We start from the raw sequence: 19,617 nt of genomic DNA, 5'->3' as shown, positions 1-19,617 counted from the left end.
TAGTTTAATTGTTAATAGTATAAAATATTATTATTACCTTCCTTCCATCCATAAGAAAAAACCGTTCTTTATTCCTTAATAACATGTTACAATTTCTTACACACACAATGAAAAATTCAATACTTATATCACTACACTTATTAATAATATATACCCATGCATGGAGTGAAAAATTTAATAATGAAAATATAAAACCACTACAAATAGGTATCATTCAACACAATTATATAAATTTAACTTCTTATAATCAACATTACAAATATTACGCTTTCATTGGAATAACCATAACTTACAATGAATGGATTGATTTCAATATCATCCCCATTCACTTTTATCCATACGATCCAACTTCATTCTCAAATGTCTATTTTACTCTATCTATTTCTCTTTATATATTGAAATATCAAATACACATATATTCTTTCATTATCAATATCTTAGTAGGTACTCAATTACCTATAGCCCTTAGAACTTCCATTATTACTGGTAATAATATCTCTGCTTTTCTTTTCCCTGTATTACCTTTTGTCTCTGTTAAACTTAACATTCCAATTAATAATTTATTCTCTATCCTCTCTACATTTTCTTCTTCTCTACGTGAGTATTTTTTAGTCGATATAGCTATTACCTTTCCTATCTAATCATAACAATACTGATTATTGTTAATAAGAATTTCCTTTATACAAAATTAAAAATATTCATTCTTCTACATTAAGTTTCTTAAACCCTTCTGGAATAAGCACAACATCAATACCTGAATTTAGTGATTTCTTAATCGCATGCCCCAAACTAAAATTATTTACAATTGCACCCATATCATATGCATCTGTCATGATAATACTAAAGATATTCAGATTATGTCTTATAATATCTACAATATCTTTTGACATACTACTTACATCTCCGGAAATCTTAGGAACAAGTACATGCCCAAGCATAATAAATTTTGCTTCCTTTCCAAAAAGAAATGGTATAAAATTATTTACCATTAAAAAATTTTTACTATAAGGTAATAAGGCTAAATCTTTATGGGTATCTACTTTTGTGCCTCCAAGTCCAGGAAAGTGTTTAACCACAGCAAACACACCTTCCCTTTGTATCCCATCAATAAATGCCTCTACCATAAGACCAATATTATAAGATGAATACCCAAAAGTTCTGCTACCTAAAGGGCTCTTTGGAGAAAATTTAGCATCTGCTACAGGTGCCATATTTACATTAATACCAAGTCGTCTAAGCTGTTTCCCAAGAATTTCACCAATCTTATATGCAAGCTGAGAATCTCCGGTCTTTCCAACAGATTCCATAGCAGGAAAATTATAAACTCCCAATTTTTTATTCTCACTAGCTCTACTAACTAGTCCTCCTTCTTCATCAACAGCAATCAATATGTCAGAACCAAGATGTCTCTTTATCTCTTCAATCAACTCTTTAGTTTGTTGTGCATCCTTAAAATTTTCTCTAAATAAAATAATTCCTACTGGATTTATCTCTCTTAGTTTATCAAGGTCTTCTTTACTTAGTGCTTGCACAGCACTAGGATTAGCAACATTCCTAATGCCAATAAAAAAACAACGTCCCCTCAAAATGTTATTAACATTAACTCTTCCTAAAAATTCATCAATATCTACAAGATCAAATTTATCATTTTCAAAATAATCATAATCTATATCAGGAATGGAGCCTAGTAAAACCAAACTAGACAACAAAAGACCAAATAACACAAATCTAAACATCCCACTTACCTTGCCTAAATACCAAATCATATTTATTCTTCAATGCATTATTAAGAGCATAATTTAAATATCTAGCAATATCAGAAATAGTACCCGAAATTTTATCATTCATGTAATTACTCATAATAAGCGTATTAACAAATAATTTTGCAGGAAGAAACCTATCTTCTCTATTGACCTCAAAAATTAATGGATTATCTAATATTCTTATAACTTCCCAAGTTATTTGCTCAATTGCAGTATATCTACCAATCTCTTTATCCTGTTCAATAATTCTCATAGGCATATCTGATATTATTTTATCCATATTTTCTATCAAATATTCTAAATTAAAAAGACCTGTAGCACAATTAAACAAAATCCTATCACCTCTACATTCAGCTTTAAGTACAGCTTCTTTAGAAATAACACTACCAATATCAACACATGTTAAATTATTATCATCATCCAAGACTAAAACCCCACCCTTTGTATCTAGTGGGGTTTTAATACTAAATTCAAAGCCAGAAGAACTATTAGTTATAGCCATTATGGCAAGAGTCTGTAAATTAACAGTAAAACCAATATTATCAACATTACCAATGTACACAAATTTTTTTTCCAGAATTATAAAGTTTTAAATAAATATCTCTTAAAACTTTAAAATTTTGACCATGACCAGCGGGTAAAGCCAAAAAAGTTCTCTTGCCATTACTACAATAGCTAAAATATTCATATTGACCATCATCTAATTTATTATAACAATAAACCAAAGGCTGAATCGCTGTCAAAATATCTGCCCTTTGAAAACCACAAGAATTCAAATCTTTAATCAAATTATCATCAAAAATATTATCTAAAAATTTAGAAATCGGTTTATAAGTCTTAAAACTTGTCATCTGAAAAATCGAAGGCTTAACACTCTTACCATAAATCTCACAATATCTCTTAGAAAGCATTAAAAGATGTCGTATTTTTAATGCTAAAAATGAAAATCCATAACTACCATCCCTATTAACATATGCAGGTGTTATTCCCTTTGGCAAATGCCCAAAAAAACTCCTGGCTTCAAGTATTTTATCTTCATATAAAGAATACAATTCCTCATTAAAATCGTTATTTTTCAGTATATCAAAATAACTAGTCGCAGAACCCCCATTTAAAATACCAAACGAGAGATAAGGATAAAGAAATAACCCTAGTCTCTCCAAATCATCACCAGTAAAAACATAAAAATTACTTTCTGATGAAACCGAAAACTTTGTAAAATCATCAATATATTTTTTCAAATTATGTTCAACAAGTTCCTTTTTAAACTTGAATTTAACAGAATTATTAGCAAGACTTAAAATACTGCCATGACTCTCATCAGGAAAATTCTTAACAGATATGCTTAAAGTTTTAAGTTTATGCATATTAAGCATATCAAGCATTTTTTTAGAAAAATTTTCATCGATTACTTCATACATACCAAAACCTCATTTGAAGACAAGGTAAACAAAAATTAACATATTATAAGAAGCACCATCAATAATGCTTATTGTAATAGAATATGTTACTATAATCATAGTACTATAAATAAAGGCAAATATTAAATTAAAATATACTAATGAAGGGGAAAAGATGCTAAAAAAGTATATATTAAATATGACAAATCTAAGAGACGCTATTAATGAAATGATACTTTCTCCTTCAGGATTTAGAAAGATATTTGCAAAATCAAAAAATGAAAATTCAATAGAATATGAAATCAATGATGACGACAAAATATTGGTTGCTCTTATAACCCTTACAATATCAAATTATTTTAAAGATAAACCAAAAAAATATATCAATGTTGGATTAGATTCAAGAGCAACTGGAATTATAATCTCAGAGATTATAATTAAAACCTTAATTTTAAACAATAACAATGTAAATTTTTTTGGAATACTCCCAATACCAGAAATCTTAGCTTATACAAAAGAACATCAAAATTCAAAAGGATTTATATACATTTCTGCCAGTCATAATCCTACAGGATATAATGGCATTAAAATTGGATTAAATGATGGAGGCGTGCTAAATTCAAATGAAATAAAGAAAATAATATGTCAGATCAGATCCAACATTGAAAATGAAACTTTAATAAACAATCTAATAACAAGCTTACAAAAGTTTAATACCAATGCTCTGCACTTAAAAACATATGAAGCAATTATCACCTCACAGGCTAGACATAAAACACAATCTTATAACTCATATAAGTCATTAATGCAGCAAATAATATATTCAGACACACATAATCAAAAAAATATTGACATACTAAAAAAAACTATCAAAAAAGAACCTATAGGAATCATAGGAGAGATGAATGGTAGTTCTCGCATTAACTCAATTGATAGGGAAATGATTGAATCTTTGGGAATAAAATTGGAATTTTATAACACAGAAATTGGTATCTTTAAGCATGGGATGACTCCTGAGGGGGCATCTTTAAACATGTGTAAACAAGCGCATGCACCCATTTATTACAAACATCCATAACTGCACCTCCAAAAATATAATTACTATTCCTACTAAGTGAATATTGTAGATGAGGCAAAGCTTCTCTTCGGTCTCCTTTTAGTGTTCTAAAAAAGCTCCTAAATTAACTCTTATAAGTCTCTTAAACTCACTAAAACCTAAAAAACCTAATACACAATAAAACTCATAATCATTATAACGCCTACCATCACTAGTATCAGAACTAATTACTAACTTTCGTATATACTCAATCAACTCGTCTATTCTCAACATGTAGTCCTGAGTATAATATCTCACCCTTTATAACATCTCTAACTTTATTTTCCATCTTAATAAGATTATGCGCATAATTATCACCCATAATCTTACTATATACATAATCAGGGGTACCTCTGAATAACTCTTTTAAATGATACGGATAATTATTCTTGTAAGAAACAAGCTCATCCATCAATTCTTTTCTTAAGTTTTCTCTCTTAACATCCTTTATAGCTGCTTCCAGCTTGCAATATGCTTTGCAAACCTTTAAATAAACTTTTATAATATCCCTTAACTTAAGAAAACCTAAGTTATAGAGTAAATCATAAAATTCTCCATCAGAATACGTCTTACTATACAAAAAATCTATATCGGGTTCAGTTACTACATATCGTATATCATTAATTGCTTCCCTTCCTTCATCAAATATCCCAAACATGTCTAATATATCATTAAGTTCAGTATCTAGATTTTTCTTTTCTGCATTTGTTACAAAAATCCTCACCATCTCATTCTTTTTTAATTTACATACATGATTATCTACATGATTATCTACATGATAATGTAGATGATCTTTGGAAGGATTTTTTACAATCAATTTCTCTTTAAACGGAAACTTTTCAAACAAGTCCTTTACAAGCAATTTTCTTCCCAAAGAGTTCTTTTTAAACAATTTCAGTCTAAACTCTTCTCCTTTAGACGATTTTTTTCCAGGCGATTCTTTTCTTGAAGAATTATCTATAAAAGTGATATCTTCTTGGGGTTTTAAATTACAACTTATATAAGTCATACAACCTACCACTAGCAATAATAGAAATATTAATCTTAATACTACTATTAATACTAGAGACAAAATGGAATACTTTACCTTAACCATTTAATATACTCCTTTTAAGTTCAAATTAATCCATAATTTTACCTACTATTATATAAATTTATCATTGTAGTATTACAATATCATAATCTTTAACAAGCATTAACACAACTAATCCTTAAGATAAATCTTTAACATTTTATTTATCAGTAAAAATTAAAAACCTTAAATATTTATATCTAAGGCTCAATTACTTTAAGTACTTTTTTAAGAATTAACTAAAATACTATCTGCCCTACTGATTTTTTTATCTCAGTAAATGCTGCTTCCTTCAGATTAATAAGCTTATCAACATAATTACCCTTTACAATTTCATCATAAATAGCATTAGAAGGAGATCTATCGAACAACATTTTTAAATGCAAAGCATAGGCATTTTTGTACCCGATAAACTTATCTTGCAAATTTTGTTTTTCGTAGCCTTCTTGAAGATTTTTTATAACCTCAAGAGCCTCTTCTTGTCTATCCATAATCTCTAAATGAAGTTTTATAATTTTTTTAAGTATCTCAGAACCTAAACTACCACACAAAAAATCAAACGTATAATCATCATACATTGAATAACCTTCGGCTCTACCAATACCGGACTTAATCACTATATTTCGCATATCTTTAACTGCTTTTAGCTCCGCATCTAATATCTCGTTGTTACATAGATTTTCAAACTCTAAAATGCGTTTAGCCTCATCATAAACCTTAATAAACCTAGAAGCATAATTATCAATCGTCACTATATCATACACCTCATCAGGGGTAGATCTATCAAATAACATTTTTAAATGCACTGAATAAGAATTATTCAAATTATCAATAGTACTCTCCAAGTGTTTTTTGGCTCTATCTCCCTGAATATTTGCAATAATTGTTCTAATTTCTGCTTCGGCATCCTTTTGTGCTCTTTTGTCCCCTAAATAAATTCTTATCATTCTCTTAACCTTAGCAGCACGCATCTTATTTAATAAGTCATAAAATTCAGAATTACTATACGTTTTATGACCCAGAGGCCCTACCTTGAAATCAGTTACTACACTTCTTATATAATTAATTACTCTTAGTTCCAAATCAGAAAGCCCTGCATATACGTCCACGCCCACTACAATGTTTATAGCCTCATCTTCAAGCTCAGCATACTTAACAGCATAATCATCACCCATAACGTACAAATACACATCATTTAAAACATACCTACTAAATAACCCTTTTAAATGCAATGGATAAGCATCTTTGTAACTACTCAGTTTATTTTGTAAGTCTCGCTTTTCCTCACTTTCCATAACATTATTTATGGCTGCTAAAGCTGCGTCTGGAGCGGTATTGAAAATTTTTAAATGAACTTCTATTATTTCTTTTAGTTTAAAAGAACCCAGCTGTCTTAACAAATCATAAAAATCTTCATCATCATATGTTCTGTAACCTTCAACACTACCAATACTAGGATCAGTTACTATACTTCGTATATATGCAATTGCGCCCTTTTCTTCAGCAAATATCCCAAATGCGTTTAAAAGACTATTAATTTTAATATCCACATTATCGCTTCCTGCTTCTCTTATAGGTCTTAAGCTTGCTTGCAAGGTCTCTGTAAGATCAGTATTTCCTTGGAACTTACAACTTATTACTAGCAATAATAGTAATATTACTATTAGTAACAAACTGATATGTCTAATTTTTATCATTAAATATCTCCTTTGCTCAAATTAAAATTAATCTATTATGAGATAAAACTCATTATCATATTAACATATATACCAAAACCTCCAAGCATTATTAATATATTTGTATAAAAATTTATCAATACTTACCTTATAAATTAAAATGATTAAAATAAATTAAAAACCTTAGATGTTTAAAATCCTTAACTTTCACCTCTAACTGCGATCAGCATCGTTCTTAATCAGCATAATACCCAATAGTATAATCATCATTTATAAATCTATTATATATCTCATCAGCAGTAGACTCACTGAATAATTCTTTTAAATGTAATTTATAGTCATTTTTGTAACGAACAAAAATATTCCTCAAGCGTTGTTTTGCATCATCCCCACTTATATTACCTATAGCATTGCGAACCTCGTTCTGAGTTACTTGTCTTTTGAAATAAACTTGTATCATTTTTTCAACTTTAGTAGTGCCTAACTCACCTAACAAGAGCTCAAACGTAAAATCATCATAAATTTTATAGTCTTTATCCTTGCCAATATCCGCATCAGTTACTATAACTCGTATCTCATCATCAAGTATTTTTCTTTGCACATCTGATAACCCTTTATATAGCTTATCAAACTCTACAATATACCCAACATTATTCTTAATTTTAATAAACCTAGTAGCATAATTATCATCTATAACTCTAAAATACACATTATCAGAACTAGAAGTATCGAATAACCCTTTGAAATACAATGAGTAATCATCATTCAATTTATTAAGATCATTCTCCAAGCGTTGTTTCAATTCCTCTCTATTAACCTCCAAAATAGCTTCTCTAGCTTCTAGTTCTAATTCTTGTCGTGCTTTTTTGTTCTCCAAATACACCTTTATCATTTTCTTAACCTTAGCAGCACGCATCTTATTTAATAAGTCATAAAAACCTTTAGTATCATAAGTTACGTGCATCAAAGAGCCTCTCTTAGGATCAATTACCATATCTCGCATATCATCAATTACATCTTGCTGTGAATCAGAAAGCCCCATGTATACATCATCACCCCCTAAAATGTCTATAGAATCGTCTCTAATTTTAGCAAACCCAATAAAATAACCACCATTCATAAATCGATTATACACCCCACCAGAAGTAAGGTCATTAAATGACCATTTTAAATATAATGGATAATCATTCACGTGATCATTAAACCTATTTTGCATTTCTTGTCTTAAGTCAGATTCAATTATATCCTTTATGGCATTGCGAGCCTCACCTTGAACTTGAAGATTTTTAAAATGAGAATCTATCATCTCCTCTACTTTAAGAGCACCTAAACTATAAAGTAAGTTATAAAATTCATCCGTATTATACGTCTTATAACTTTCAAGTTTACCAATATAAGGATCAGTTACTGCATTTTGTATCTCTTCCATTATTTTCTTTCTCTCATAAGATATCCCAAACGCACTTAGTAAATTATTAAGCTTAACATCTCCTATATTATCATTAAATACTTTAAAAAATCCTCCAACAAGGTTATTCTCAAGAAACTTTTCATCACGCATGGCACTTTCTTGGAATTTACAACCTATTACTAAAAATAATATTATTACTAATAACATAACCTTATATCTTTTTTTGACCACTCAATATCTCCTTTTTCAAATTAAAATTATCTTATTATAAGATAAACCTATTGTTGTATTAACATTTCTACCATAAACTTCAAGCATTGTTATTATGTTATTACTAATATACTTATTATAAGTATTTACCTATCTTTACATTATAAATTAAAATTAAACTAGTTAAATAAAATTAAACCTTAGATGTTTAAAATCCAAGGCTTAATTTTTGAAATTTTTAGCAAGCTACTCTTTTACTCTTTTGAAGAACTACTTGCTAAGTTTATTGAAATAAGTTTAGCTTCGTCTTGAATCACAGCAAACTCATCAATAAATTTACTATTTATAGCTGCTCTATAAATAGCATCAATATCAGATTTATTAAAGACCCCTTTTAAGGTCCTTCCATAAACACTCAATCTTTTCTCCAACCTATTACTAAAGTCTTGCCTTAATCTTAAGTCATTAATACCACTTATAGCCACTTTGGCGTCTTCGTATGCTGTAAGAGTCTCTTGAGTACGGCTTATAATTTCCCTAATCTTAGTAACATCTAAATCACCAAGCAAGTTATAAAACTCAGAAATAGTATACGTCTTATAATTTTTATTCTGAGCAATCTTCTCATCAATTAATATATCTCGTATATAATCAATTATTCTCCATTCGCTCTCAGAAGGTTGTTCTAAATACTGCTCTGAGTACACATTCTCAATCTTTAGAATGCTTTTAGCCTCTGAATAAATCCTACCCAAAACATAAGCAGGACCTACATACATGACTTGAGCATATACAACATCAGGATTAGAATCCTTAAATGCACATCTTAAATAATATGGATAGGCAGTAGACTCTTCGTACCAAGCAAGCTCCCCCTCCAATTTTTGTCTTATTGAATCCCTCTTAATATCCTTTAGAATTTCTTTAACTTTTGGTCTATATTCAGATAGTGCTCTTAGATCACTAAAACAAGCTTCTATCATGTCTTTTAATCTCTCAGCACCTAATTGTTCCAACAAATTAAAAAACTCATCGCTAGTATACTGCTTAAGCATTAAAATATCATCACTATTATCCGCAGTGGTCACAAGGTACATATATCCAACGACTTTCCTATCCTTGTCAAATATTCCAAATTTGTCTAAAAGATTCTTCAATTTTAAATCAAATTGTTCTTCTATACGCGTATCTATATCCATTTCTGTAATTACTCTAGACTCTTCTGAAAGATCTTCTGTAAATTCTTCTACAAGTCCTTTCAAATATTTTTGTACTAAATTTTCATACTCACGTTCTACAACAGATCCTTTTCCAAATAGACTTGTTACAAAATCTTCTGAAGAGTCTAAATCACAACTTATAATTAGCAATAAAAATGATATTAATATCGGTAACTCACTAAAATATCTTACCTTAAACATTAAATAGCTCCTTTTTCAAATTTAATTTAATTATATAAACCTTATTTATTATGTTAACACAATATAATAACTTTAAAATATTATTTATTTAAAATAATTTATTAAAAAATATCACTTGTATATTTCTCATTTAAATAAAAATTAAAAGCTTTAAATTTTAATATTTAAAGCTTAACTATTCTTTAAGGATCATAGCTAAAGATTCACTATGGAAATAATAGCTTCATTGGCTCTAAATACTGCTAGAAGCAGTATCTTTAATAGCATTAAACCAATTAACATAATCAACATTTTTAGTTGTTTGATAAATAGAATCATAACTCAACTTACCAAATGCCTCTTTTAGTGCCAACACATACGCGCTATTTTTTTCTTTTAAATCACTTTCTAATCTTTGTTTTAAGTTCACGTCATTAACATTCTCTACAGCCGTTTTCGCTTCATCTTGTGCTTTAAGAGTTTTTTGGATATTTTGTATAATTACTTTAACCTTAACATCACCTAACTGCTCTAATAAGTTATAAAATCTTTCATAATTATATATTGTGAAACCCCCAATATCAGGATCAGTTATTACAAGTAGTATATACCAAATTACTGCAAGCTCTGAAGAAGACATCCGTCCTGAGTATAGTTCCTTCCCCCTCATAATGCCTAAAGCATCGCTCTCAAGCTTAGCAAAAAGATTAAAAAAATCATAAAGACTAACCAGAAATTTGCGATAAATATCATCCGAAGTAGGCTCACTAAATAACTCTTTCAAATATAATGAATATTTAAGCTTATAAAAATACAATTTATATTGCAATTGTTGTTTTTCATAACCTTCTTGAAGATTCTCAATAGCTACTAAAGCCGCATTTTCTGTTCTAAGATTATTTAAATGAAATTGTATAATTTCCTTCAAAATAGTATCACCTAAATTCCTTAACAAGTTATAAAACTCAGAGTTACTATAGGTCTTAAGACCTCCATAACCAACAATACTAGGATCGGTTAATATATCTCGTATAAATGCAATTGATTCAAGCTCTGACGCTGACATCCACCCTGCATATTGCCTTTCATCCTCTATAACACTTTGAATACGGTCTTTAATCTTACTAAACTTATCAACATAATTATCATTTATCACTCTAAAATACACCGTGTCAGGGGTAGGATCATTAAATAACCATTTTAAATAAGATAGACAGTAATCCTTGTGCTGATTAAACATATTCTCCAAACGTCGCTTTAATACGTCTCCCTTAACACTATCAATAACTGATCTAGCTTCTCTTTCTGCTTGGACCTGAACTTCAAGAGCATTTGAATGAACTTTTATAATTTCCTTAAGCTTAAGAGAACCTAAACCATCAAGCAAATTATAAAACTCATCCATATCATACGTTTTGAAACCTCCAGCACTACCAATATTAGGATCAGTGATTGCAATTTGTATATTATTAATTACGTCTCTCTCATCATCAAATATCCTAAATGCATCTAACAGATTATTAATTTTAACAGTTATATCGCCTACAACAGGCTTTTTTAAATTTTTTAAAGATCCGTCTACAGTTAAATTCTCTCTAAACGCAATATCTCTTTGGGATTTTAAATTACAACTTATAATTAGCAAGAATAACAACATTAATATTAAGGCTAAGGCTAAGAACTCACCAAGATGATTTACCTTTATCATTAAATATCTCCTTTTAAGTTTAATCCATTATCATATAAAACACATTACTATATTATCACAACATCCAAGCATTAACATAACTTCCATCCATAATATTTTTTTTAACATTATATAAGAATAAAACAGGTTTTGGGTTCTTGACAGTTTTATAGTCCATACAAAAAAAGAAATCAATGACTTCCGTACAGTATATTAAATTCAGATAGAATAGCAAACTTTTTTAAGGCATTTTAAGTCTACATTAAATAATCTTTTGTCATATGAGAATTAGACAAGCTTGCAATGTAAGCCTTAATTTTGGTATACTGATACGCATTACAATGTTTCTTATGCTCAAGCATCAATAAAGCCCCTTACTCAGGGTAGCATTAGACTTTTAGTGTTAAACACTATATGTTGATTTTGATAACATAAATCTTGTCTCCATGCACAGGTTTAATCTCTTCTCAAGCAAAGACTGTGCTGCAATATCCTTCTTCATATTTAATTGTTATGAGCAAATATTTCAAAAGACATAAGTATACAGTCCTCATTTAGCAATATTTATAAGTATAAATAAAAAACCTTAGATGTTTGAAATCCAAAGTTTAACTACTCTTCTAAGTACTAAACCTCTCTTTTGCGTAAATGACTAGCAACATCACTTTTAATGGATATAAAATTATTCGAATGATCAATACCTATAGCGGCCCTATACACTTCCCCAGGAGTAGATTTATTAAAGACCGATTTTAACGCAACTAAATAAGAACGCTCCTTTTCTTTAAACTTACGTACCAATTTCTGTTTTAAGTTCGCGTCCTTAACATCCTCTATAGCTAGCTTGGACATCACTTCGTGCTTTAAGAGTTATTTGAATATGGTTTATAATCTCACCCAACTTAACATCACCTAAACTATAGAGTAAGCTATAAAATTTTTCATTATCATAAGTCTTGTAACCTAGCTAACTTCCAATATCAGCATCAGTTACTACTCCCCGCATATATTCAATTACAATACCTTTATCACCTGATAACCCTGTATATGGAGATCTACTTTTTATAAAACCAAGAGAGGCTGATTTAACTTCAACAAATTTAGACGCATATTTACTATTTATAACTCTACCATACACCCCCTCAGGAGTAGATTCATTGAATAATTCTTTTAAATGTAATGGATAAGCCTTATTGTACTCTTTAAATCTAGTTTGTAATCTATCTTTTAATTTTGCATCCTTAACATCTCGAATAGCTGCTAGAGACTCGTTGCGTGCTATAACATTTTCTACATGAAATTTTATAAGTGTCTTGATCTTAAAAGCATCTAAGCTATAAAGTAAGTTATAAAACTCATCCGTACTATACGTCTTATAACCTTCGGTACTACCAATACTAGGATCAGTTACTATCATCCGTATATTATCAACTGCAATCCTTTGATCACCTGACAATTCTGCATATAGACTTTCAAAGTTTATCATGCTACGAGCTTTGTCCGTAATCGTATTAAACTTAAAATTATAATCACTACCTATAACTTTATCATAAACATTATCAGAAATAGCTTTACTGAATAATCCTTTTAAATGCAATGGATAAGCCTTATTGTATTCTTTAAATCTAGTTTGCAATCTCTCTTTTAATTTTGTATCCTTCACATCGCGAATAGCTACTTTAGCATCATTTTGCGCTTCAATAATCTTTAAATGAAATTCTATAATTTTTTTCAATCTTAAAGCACCTAAATCACTAAGCAAGTTATAAAATTCTTCGTTATCATAAAATTTATAACCTAGAGAACCACCAATATTAGGATCAGTTAATATTCTTTGTATATATGTAATTACTTGCCTTTCGTTAAAGGGTATCCCAAATGTACCAAGAAGCTTGTCAAGCTTAACATCTAGCTTTACCCCTACGCTCCCCATTTCAGAAGGATTTAAGATATTACTTTTGCCCAATTTTTTTACATTATTTTTAACTGTGGATGCTTCAACCAGTGATTTTTCAAGCAAGTCCCCTTTAAGCAAATTTTCTCTAGATGATATTATATCACTCGAGTTCCTTTTAAAAGAATTACTACTAAACGAGCTTCTTCGAAACGAGCTATCACTAAGAGAACTGTATCCAAGCGAGCTCTTTCGAAACGAACTATACTTAAACGAGCTATCTTTAAGTGAAAAAACACCTTGAGAACCTGCATTACAACTTATTATTAGCAATAACAGTAATATTAATAAATTATGACTCTTTACCTCAACCATTAAATATCCCCTTTTTTTAACTTTTTTTCAAAAATACACTCAATTTATAACTTAATCTATTATCATATAAACCTATTATTATAATATCCTACAACATAATTCTTGAAATATTTACCTGTATATTTAATTAGCATTCCCCCGTATAAATTGAAAGAAATCAAAAGCCTTAAATAATTTTTATACCTAAGGCTTAATTTTCTCAAGCCCTCTCGCTTATACTTCTTCTATACTAATTCTAAAATCCGGGCTTGAATGGCGTTAAATCCATCTTCATTATCTTTAAAAGACATAAAGACATTATATATATCATTAGAATTGATATTAACACAATTAAAGTTAGTTTTGAGCAAAAATTCATAATGCTTCTTTTGATTAAAAAAATCTCTTCTTAGCTGATCTTTACCTTTACTGTCTTTAATAGCATCTATCCTTTGTAAAATATCATTTTGCAATTTCAAAGCTTTTCGAATTTTTACTATCATTTTCTCAACCTGATCTTCATTTAAACCACCCAATAAATACTCAAACTCATAATAGGTATACGTTTTAAAACTTACTCCATCCTCATCTTTACTGCCAATACTAGAATCAGTTAATATAGTTCGTAGATCAATAATAACTGCAGCATCAGAACTAGACAGATTTGAGTATATTGTTTTAAATTTTATTGAGCGTCTAGCTTTATCTGTGATTCTCATAAAGCCATCTACAATTCTATTATGAGAGTCTATAATTTTATCTTTCAATACATAATCACTAGTCATACTAAATGCATTTCGTAGTATACTTACAGCGAATTCATTATACTCATCAAATTTAGTTTTCAAAACTTTGACAAAGAAGTCATCCTCTACATTCTTAATAGTATCCTCTGCTTCTTTTCGTACTCTAATCAACTCATGTAAATTAACCTCTAACAATCTCTTCAACTTAGCAATACCAAAAAATCCTAACACAGAATAAAATTGATGATCATTATAATCATCTTCATTATAAATGCCATCACTAACATCAGAAAAAACTGCTAATTTTCGTATATCATCAATTTCTTGCTTTTCTTGACCAATTAGACCTTCATATATTGCTTCACCTTTTATAACATATGTAATTCTGTCTTTCAGTTCACGTAAATATTCTAAAATTGAATCATTTGACTCTCTTAATGAACTATACATTTTAATAGAAGAATCAATATTCTCATCATCAAAATGAGCTTTTAACTCTTTTGGTATAAAAGAATCGTTGAACTCACTATCAAGCTCAGATATCAATTGTTGTTTTGATCTCTCTCTTTTAATATTTCCAATCATTGGTTTAATTTCTGTTATTAAGTTATAAAAATTTAACCAATCTCCCAAAAGCTCCTTAGTCTTCACAGAACCTATTTCAGTTATAAAGGTATAAAATGAGTTATTATCAAAATCAGAATTGGTTAAGTAATCTCTTAAATATACATTTGATTCCCTGTCTTGAGCTGATATCCCACATTCATTAAGAAATTCATCAATTTTTACATCCACACTTTTCTCTTCTACAACTTCTACAGGATTTTTACCTATAAAGGATTTAAAATCATGGGTTGTAGTTAAAGGTTTTGCAACAAAAGAATTTTTTTTAACCAAGACCCCTTTAAGAGGGTCAGCCCCTTGGGATTTAAAATCACAATTTATAACCAGTAACAATAATAACACACTATTACTCTTTTTCATTAAACATCTCTCCTTTTAATAAAGCCCAATCTATAAATTGATTTTTATCATATAAAACTTATTATTATAATATATTATTATAACATAGTTTTCAAATAAATCTCCTCGAGGAACAACCTCTACAGGAACTTTTATACCTAAGGCTTAATTTTCTCAAGCCCTCTCGCTTATACTTCTTCTATACTAATTCTAAAATCCGGGCTTGAATGGCGTTAAATCCATCTTCATTATCTTTAAAAGACATAAAGACATTATATATATCATTAGAATTGATATTCACACAATCAAAGTAAGTTTTGAGCAAAAATTCATAATGCTTCTTTTGATCAAAAAAATCTCTTCTTAGCTGATCTTTACCTTTACTGTCTTTAATAGCATCTATCCTTTGTAAAATATCATTTTGAAATTCCAAAGCTTGTCGAATTTTTACTATCATTTTCCCAACCTGATCTTCATTTAAACCACCCAATAAATACTCAAACTCATAATAGCTATACGTTTTCAAACTTATTTCATACTCATCTTTAATACTAATACTAGGATTATTTAATATACTGCGTAAATAACTAATCATTGCAGCATCAGACCTAGATAGATTTGTGTATATTTTTCTAAATTTTATTAAGTCTCTAGCTCGATCTGTGATTCTCATAAAGCCACTTACAGCTCTATTATGAGAATCTATAATTTCATCTTTCAATACATAATCACTATCCATACTAAATGCACTTTGTAATATATCTACAGCGATTTCATTACACTCATTAAATTCAGTTTTCAAAACTTTGACAAAGAAGTCATTCTCTACATCTTGAATAGTATCCTCTGCTTCTTTTCGTACTCTAATCAACTCATGTAAATTAACCTCTGACAATCTTTTCAACTTAGAAACACCAAAAAATCCTAACACACAATAAAATTGATGATCATTATAAATATACTTATGATAACTTCCATCACTAACATCAGAAAAAACTGCTAATTTTCGTATATCATCAATTTCTTGCTTTTCTTGACCAATTAGACCTTCATATATTGCTTCACCTTTTATAACATATGTAATTCTGTCTTTCATTGCAAGTAAATCTTGTAACATTGTATTATCTGCATATCTCAATGAATGATATATTTGAATAGAAGAATCACTATCATCAAAATGAGCTTTTAACTCTTCGGATATACAAGAATCGTTGAAATCAATATTAAGCTCAGATATGAATTGTTGTTTTGATCTCTCTCTTTTAATATTTTCAATCATTGGTTTAATTTCTGTTATTAAGTTACAAACTTTTAACCAATCTTCAAAAAGCTCCTTAGTCTTCATAGAACCTATTTCAGTTATAAAGGTATAAAATGAGTTATTATCAAAATCAGAATTGGTTAAGTAATCTCTTAAATATACATTTGATTCCCTGTCTTGAACTGATATCCCACATTCATTAAGAAATTCATCAATTTTTACATCCACACTTTTCTCTTCTACAACTGCTACAGAATCACTGTTTATAACATCCTCTAGTATTAATTTTTTAACATCTCTTTCTTCAGGATCTTGAACTACTGCAGGATCTTCAACTACTGCAGGATTTTCAACTACTACAGGATTTTCAACTACTACAGGATCTTCAACTACTGCAGGATTTTGAACTACTGCAGGATCTTTAATTACTACAGGATCTTGTACTACTGCAGGATTTTGAACTACTGCAGGATCTTCAACTACTGCAGGATCTTCAACTACTGCAGGATCTTTAATTACTACAGGATCTTGTACTACTGCAGGATTTTTACCTATAAGGGATTTAAAATCATGGGTTATAGTTAAAGGTTTTGCAACAAAAGAATTTTTTTTAACCAAGACCTCTTTAAGAAGGTCAGCCCCTTGGGATTTAAAATCACAATTTATAACCAATAACAATAATAACACACTATTACTCTTTTTCATTAAACATCTCTCCTTTTAATAAACCCCAATCTATAAATCGATTTTTTATCATATAAAACTTATTATTATAATATATCATTATAACATAGTTTCCAAATATTAATATCTACATACTTATTAGTACATCTATACAAGTATCCCTTAGTATAAATTAAAAGCCTTAGATGTTTATAATCCAAGACTTAACTACTTTTTTAAGTACCAACTTACGGTATCAAATGCAGGATAACTCGATGCATTTGATTATATGTTGTCAAATTCGTTTTTAAAATTAGTAAATAAAGCAGCATATTTGCTCCCCATAAAATCATGATACACATAATCAGCCTTAAACGCATGAAATAACAATTTGAGATGCGATGAATAGCCACGCCTTAAAACATCAAAATTAAACTTTAAGTTTTGCTTTTTTTGACTTTCCTCAGCATTATTCATAGCTGCTAATGCTGCATTTTTTGCTTTATGACTACTTAAATGTATTTTTATAATTTCTCTCAGTCTCTCAACACCTAAGTCATGAAGTAAATTATTAAACTCTACATCATCATATGTCTTATAACCTTCAACACTACCAATATTAGAATTAGTTACTACACTTCGCATATATGCAACTGCTCTCTTTTCTTTCTTTGAAAATCCTTCACAAAGCTTATTAAAATCTGAAATGATTTTAACATCACTTTTAAGCTTAATAAAATTATCAGAATAATTACCCTTCACAAATGCACTATACACCCCATCAGCATCGGTTTTATCAAATATCCATTTTAAATAAGTTGGATAAAAATTCTCTAATTTCTTAAAATCACTTTCCAAATTTTTAGTTAATGCATATTTCTCTTCACTTTCAAGAACCGCAGCAACTTCTGCTAGAACTGCATTTTTTTCTCCCAAGTCCTTTAAATAAATTGCTATAATGTCCTTGACCTTAACAATTCCTAACTGATTTAATAAATTATAAAACTCATCATTACTATAAAGTTTATAAGAAGTTTTAGAAACTGAAGACACAGTAGTTACTACATCTCGTATAGAATTAATTACATCCTTTTCATCAGCTAAAAGCAATTCATATACATTTTCTTGAGAGGCACCCCCTACAGGAACTTCTTCTTGAGGGGCACCCCCTACAGGAACTTCTTTTTGAGGGGCACCCCCTACAGGAACTTCTTCTTGAGGGGCACCTCCTACAGGAACTTCTTTTTGAGGGGCACCCCCTACAGAAACATCTTCGCTATCCTCCACAAGACCTAAAGCTTCTTCTTTAATTGCAGTAAACTCAGCAACATAATTATCACTTATAAAATTACCATATACCTCATCAGAATTAGACCCGTTAAATAAAATTTTTAAATGCAAAGGATAAGCATTCTGACGACCATAAAATTTCACTTGCAATTCTCGTTTTGCCACATCGTCCTTAATTCCTTCAATCACTGCTAAAGCTTCGTCTTGGGCTTTAAGAATATTAACATGAATTTCTGTAATTTCCTTAAGTCTCTCAGCACCCAAACCCTCTAATAAATTACAGAAATCTTCATTCTTATAAACCCTAACTGAAAAGACTCCTGACAAACTAGTTACTATATCTCGCATATCATCAATTATTTTCTTCCTGTCATCAGGTATCTCAAATTTGTCTAGCAGATTATTGAGCATAGCATTTATAGTTACCTCTGCTTTAACTATTTCAGCACCACTGCTCACATCATCAATGTTTAATTTTATCATATGACCTTTAGCAAGCTTACTTATAAGTAAATCTGCTCTAAGTGCTATGTCCTCTTGAGAGTTCAAATCACAACTTATTACTAACAATAACGGTAATATTAATACTAGCAATAAACCAAAACGTCTTAACTGAACCATTAAATAGCTCCTTTTTCAAATTAAATTTAACTTATTATTAAATAAACTGATTAATTAAACTGAAATAATATAATTATTATTATAATAATGCCATAATATCATAAATTATA

13 protein-coding genes and 2 pseudogenes are annotated in these 19,617 nt (G+C 29.3%); 2 read left to right on the top strand and 13 right to left on the bottom strand.

Annotation, left to right across the window (positions count from 1 at the left end):
• The first annotated feature begins 107 nt into the window (after positions 1-107).
• Complete coding sequence (locus bpSLO_RS05990; RefSeq protein ID WP_246989695.1) at positions 108-641, top strand: hypothetical protein; 534 nt, start codon at positions 108-110, stop codon at positions 639-641.
• Between the two features lie 57 nt (positions 642-698).
• Here the strand turns inward: bpSLO_RS05990 and bpSLO_RS05985 are convergent, their stop codons facing one another.
• Complete coding sequence (locus tag bpSLO_RS05985) at positions 699-1,766, bottom strand: glycoside hydrolase family 3 N-terminal domain-containing protein (protein WP_025407547.1); 1,068 nt, start codon at positions 1,764-1,766, stop codon at positions 699-701.
• Positions 1,729-3,184: pseudogene (locus tag bpSLO_RS05980) on the bottom strand (UTP--glucose-1-phosphate uridylyltransferase). The gene bpSLO_RS05985 and the pseudogene bpSLO_RS05980 overlap by 38 nt, the downstream one beginning before the upstream one ends.
• 154 nt (positions 3,185-3,338) lie before the next feature.
• On the opposite strand from bpSLO_RS05980, the pseudogene bpSLO_RS05975 reads away from it, so the two are divergent.
• Positions 3,339-4,208: pseudogene (locus bpSLO_RS05975) on the top strand (phosphoglucomutase); the annotation flags it as partial.
• Positions 4,209-4,319: 111 nt separating this feature from the next.
• Here bpSLO_RS05975 and bpSLO_RS05970 read toward each other — a convergent pair.
• The 11 genes from bpSLO_RS05970 to bpSLO_RS05920 all read right to left on the bottom strand — a co-directional run bounded on the left by bpSLO_RS05970 (position 4,320) and on the right by bpSLO_RS05920 (position 19,435).
• The gene (locus bpSLO_RS05970; RefSeq protein ID WP_246989995.1) at positions 4,320-4,493 is read right to left on the bottom strand and encodes a hypothetical protein; all 174 of its coding nucleotides are present in this window, start codon (positions 4,491-4,493) and stop codon (positions 4,320-4,322) included.
• Entirely contained in the window at positions 4,468-5,355 is an 888-nt protein-coding gene (locus bpSLO_RS05965) for a BTA121 domain-containing protein surface lipoprotein (protein ID WP_246989994.1), read from the bottom strand. Before bpSLO_RS05965 ends, bpSLO_RS05970 begins: the two co-directional genes overlap by 26 nt.
• A gap of 215 nt (positions 5,356-5,570) precedes the next feature.
• The gene (locus bpSLO_RS05960; protein WP_246989993.1) at positions 5,571-7,028 is read right to left on the bottom strand and encodes a BTA121 domain-containing protein surface lipoprotein; all 1,458 of its coding nucleotides are present in this window, start codon (positions 7,026-7,028) and stop codon (positions 5,571-5,573) included.
• Positions 7,029-7,242: 214 nt separating this feature from the next.
• A complete protein-coding gene (locus tag bpSLO_RS05955; RefSeq protein WP_246989992.1) occupies positions 7,243-8,649 on the bottom strand; it encodes a BTA121 domain-containing protein surface lipoprotein in 1,407 nt (468 codons plus the stop codon).
• A 233-nt stretch (positions 8,650-8,882) separates the two neighbouring features.
• Positions 8,883-10,049, bottom strand: coding sequence for a BTA121 domain-containing protein surface lipoprotein (locus bpSLO_RS05950; protein WP_246989991.1), 1,167 nt, complete (start codon positions 10,047-10,049; stop codon positions 8,883-8,885).
• Between the two features lie 232 nt (positions 10,050-10,281).
• On the bottom strand, positions 10,282-11,736 hold the full coding sequence (locus bpSLO_RS05945) for a BTA121 domain-containing protein surface lipoprotein (protein WP_246989990.1): 1,455 nt from the start codon (positions 11,734-11,736) through the stop codon (positions 10,282-10,284).
• 606 nt (positions 11,737-12,342) lie between these two features.
• Positions 12,343-12,567: a BTA121 domain-containing protein surface lipoprotein gene (locus tag bpSLO_RS05940; protein ID WP_246989989.1), complete on the bottom strand. Its 225-nt coding sequence runs from the start codon at positions 12,565-12,567 to the stop codon at positions 12,343-12,345.
• 115 nt (positions 12,568-12,682) lie between these two features.
• Positions 12,683-13,984 carry a BTA121 domain-containing protein surface lipoprotein gene (locus bpSLO_RS05935; protein ID WP_246989988.1) on the bottom strand — a complete coding sequence of 434 codons (1,302 nt, stop codon included), beginning with the start codon at positions 13,982-13,984 and terminating at the stop codon, positions 12,683-12,685.
• 224 nt (positions 13,985-14,208) lie between these two features.
• A complete protein-coding gene (locus bpSLO_RS05930) occupies positions 14,209-15,693 on the bottom strand; it encodes a BTA121 domain-containing protein surface lipoprotein (RefSeq protein WP_246989987.1) in 1,485 nt (494 codons plus the stop codon).
• Between the two features lie 178 nt (positions 15,694-15,871).
• Positions 15,872-17,638 carry a BTA121 domain-containing protein surface lipoprotein gene (locus tag bpSLO_RS05925; protein ID WP_246989986.1) on the bottom strand — a complete coding sequence of 589 codons (1,767 nt, stop codon included), beginning with the start codon at positions 17,636-17,638 and terminating at the stop codon, positions 15,872-15,874.
• A gap of 243 nt (positions 17,639-17,881) precedes the next feature.
• Positions 17,882-19,435 carry a BTA121 domain-containing protein surface lipoprotein gene (locus bpSLO_RS05920; protein WP_246989985.1) on the bottom strand — a complete coding sequence of 518 codons (1,554 nt, stop codon included), beginning with the start codon at positions 19,433-19,435 and terminating at the stop codon, positions 17,882-17,884.
• Positions 19,436-19,617 lie beyond the last annotated feature (182 nt).

The sequence above is a fragment of the Borrelia parkeri genome (assembly GCF_023035815.1).
GTDB classification, from domain to species: domain Bacteria; phylum Spirochaetota; class Spirochaetia; order Borreliales; family Borreliaceae; genus Borrelia; species Borrelia parkeri.
Note: the sequence above shows the minus strand (reverse complement) of the source record. Positions and strands in the feature narration are given on the sequence as shown.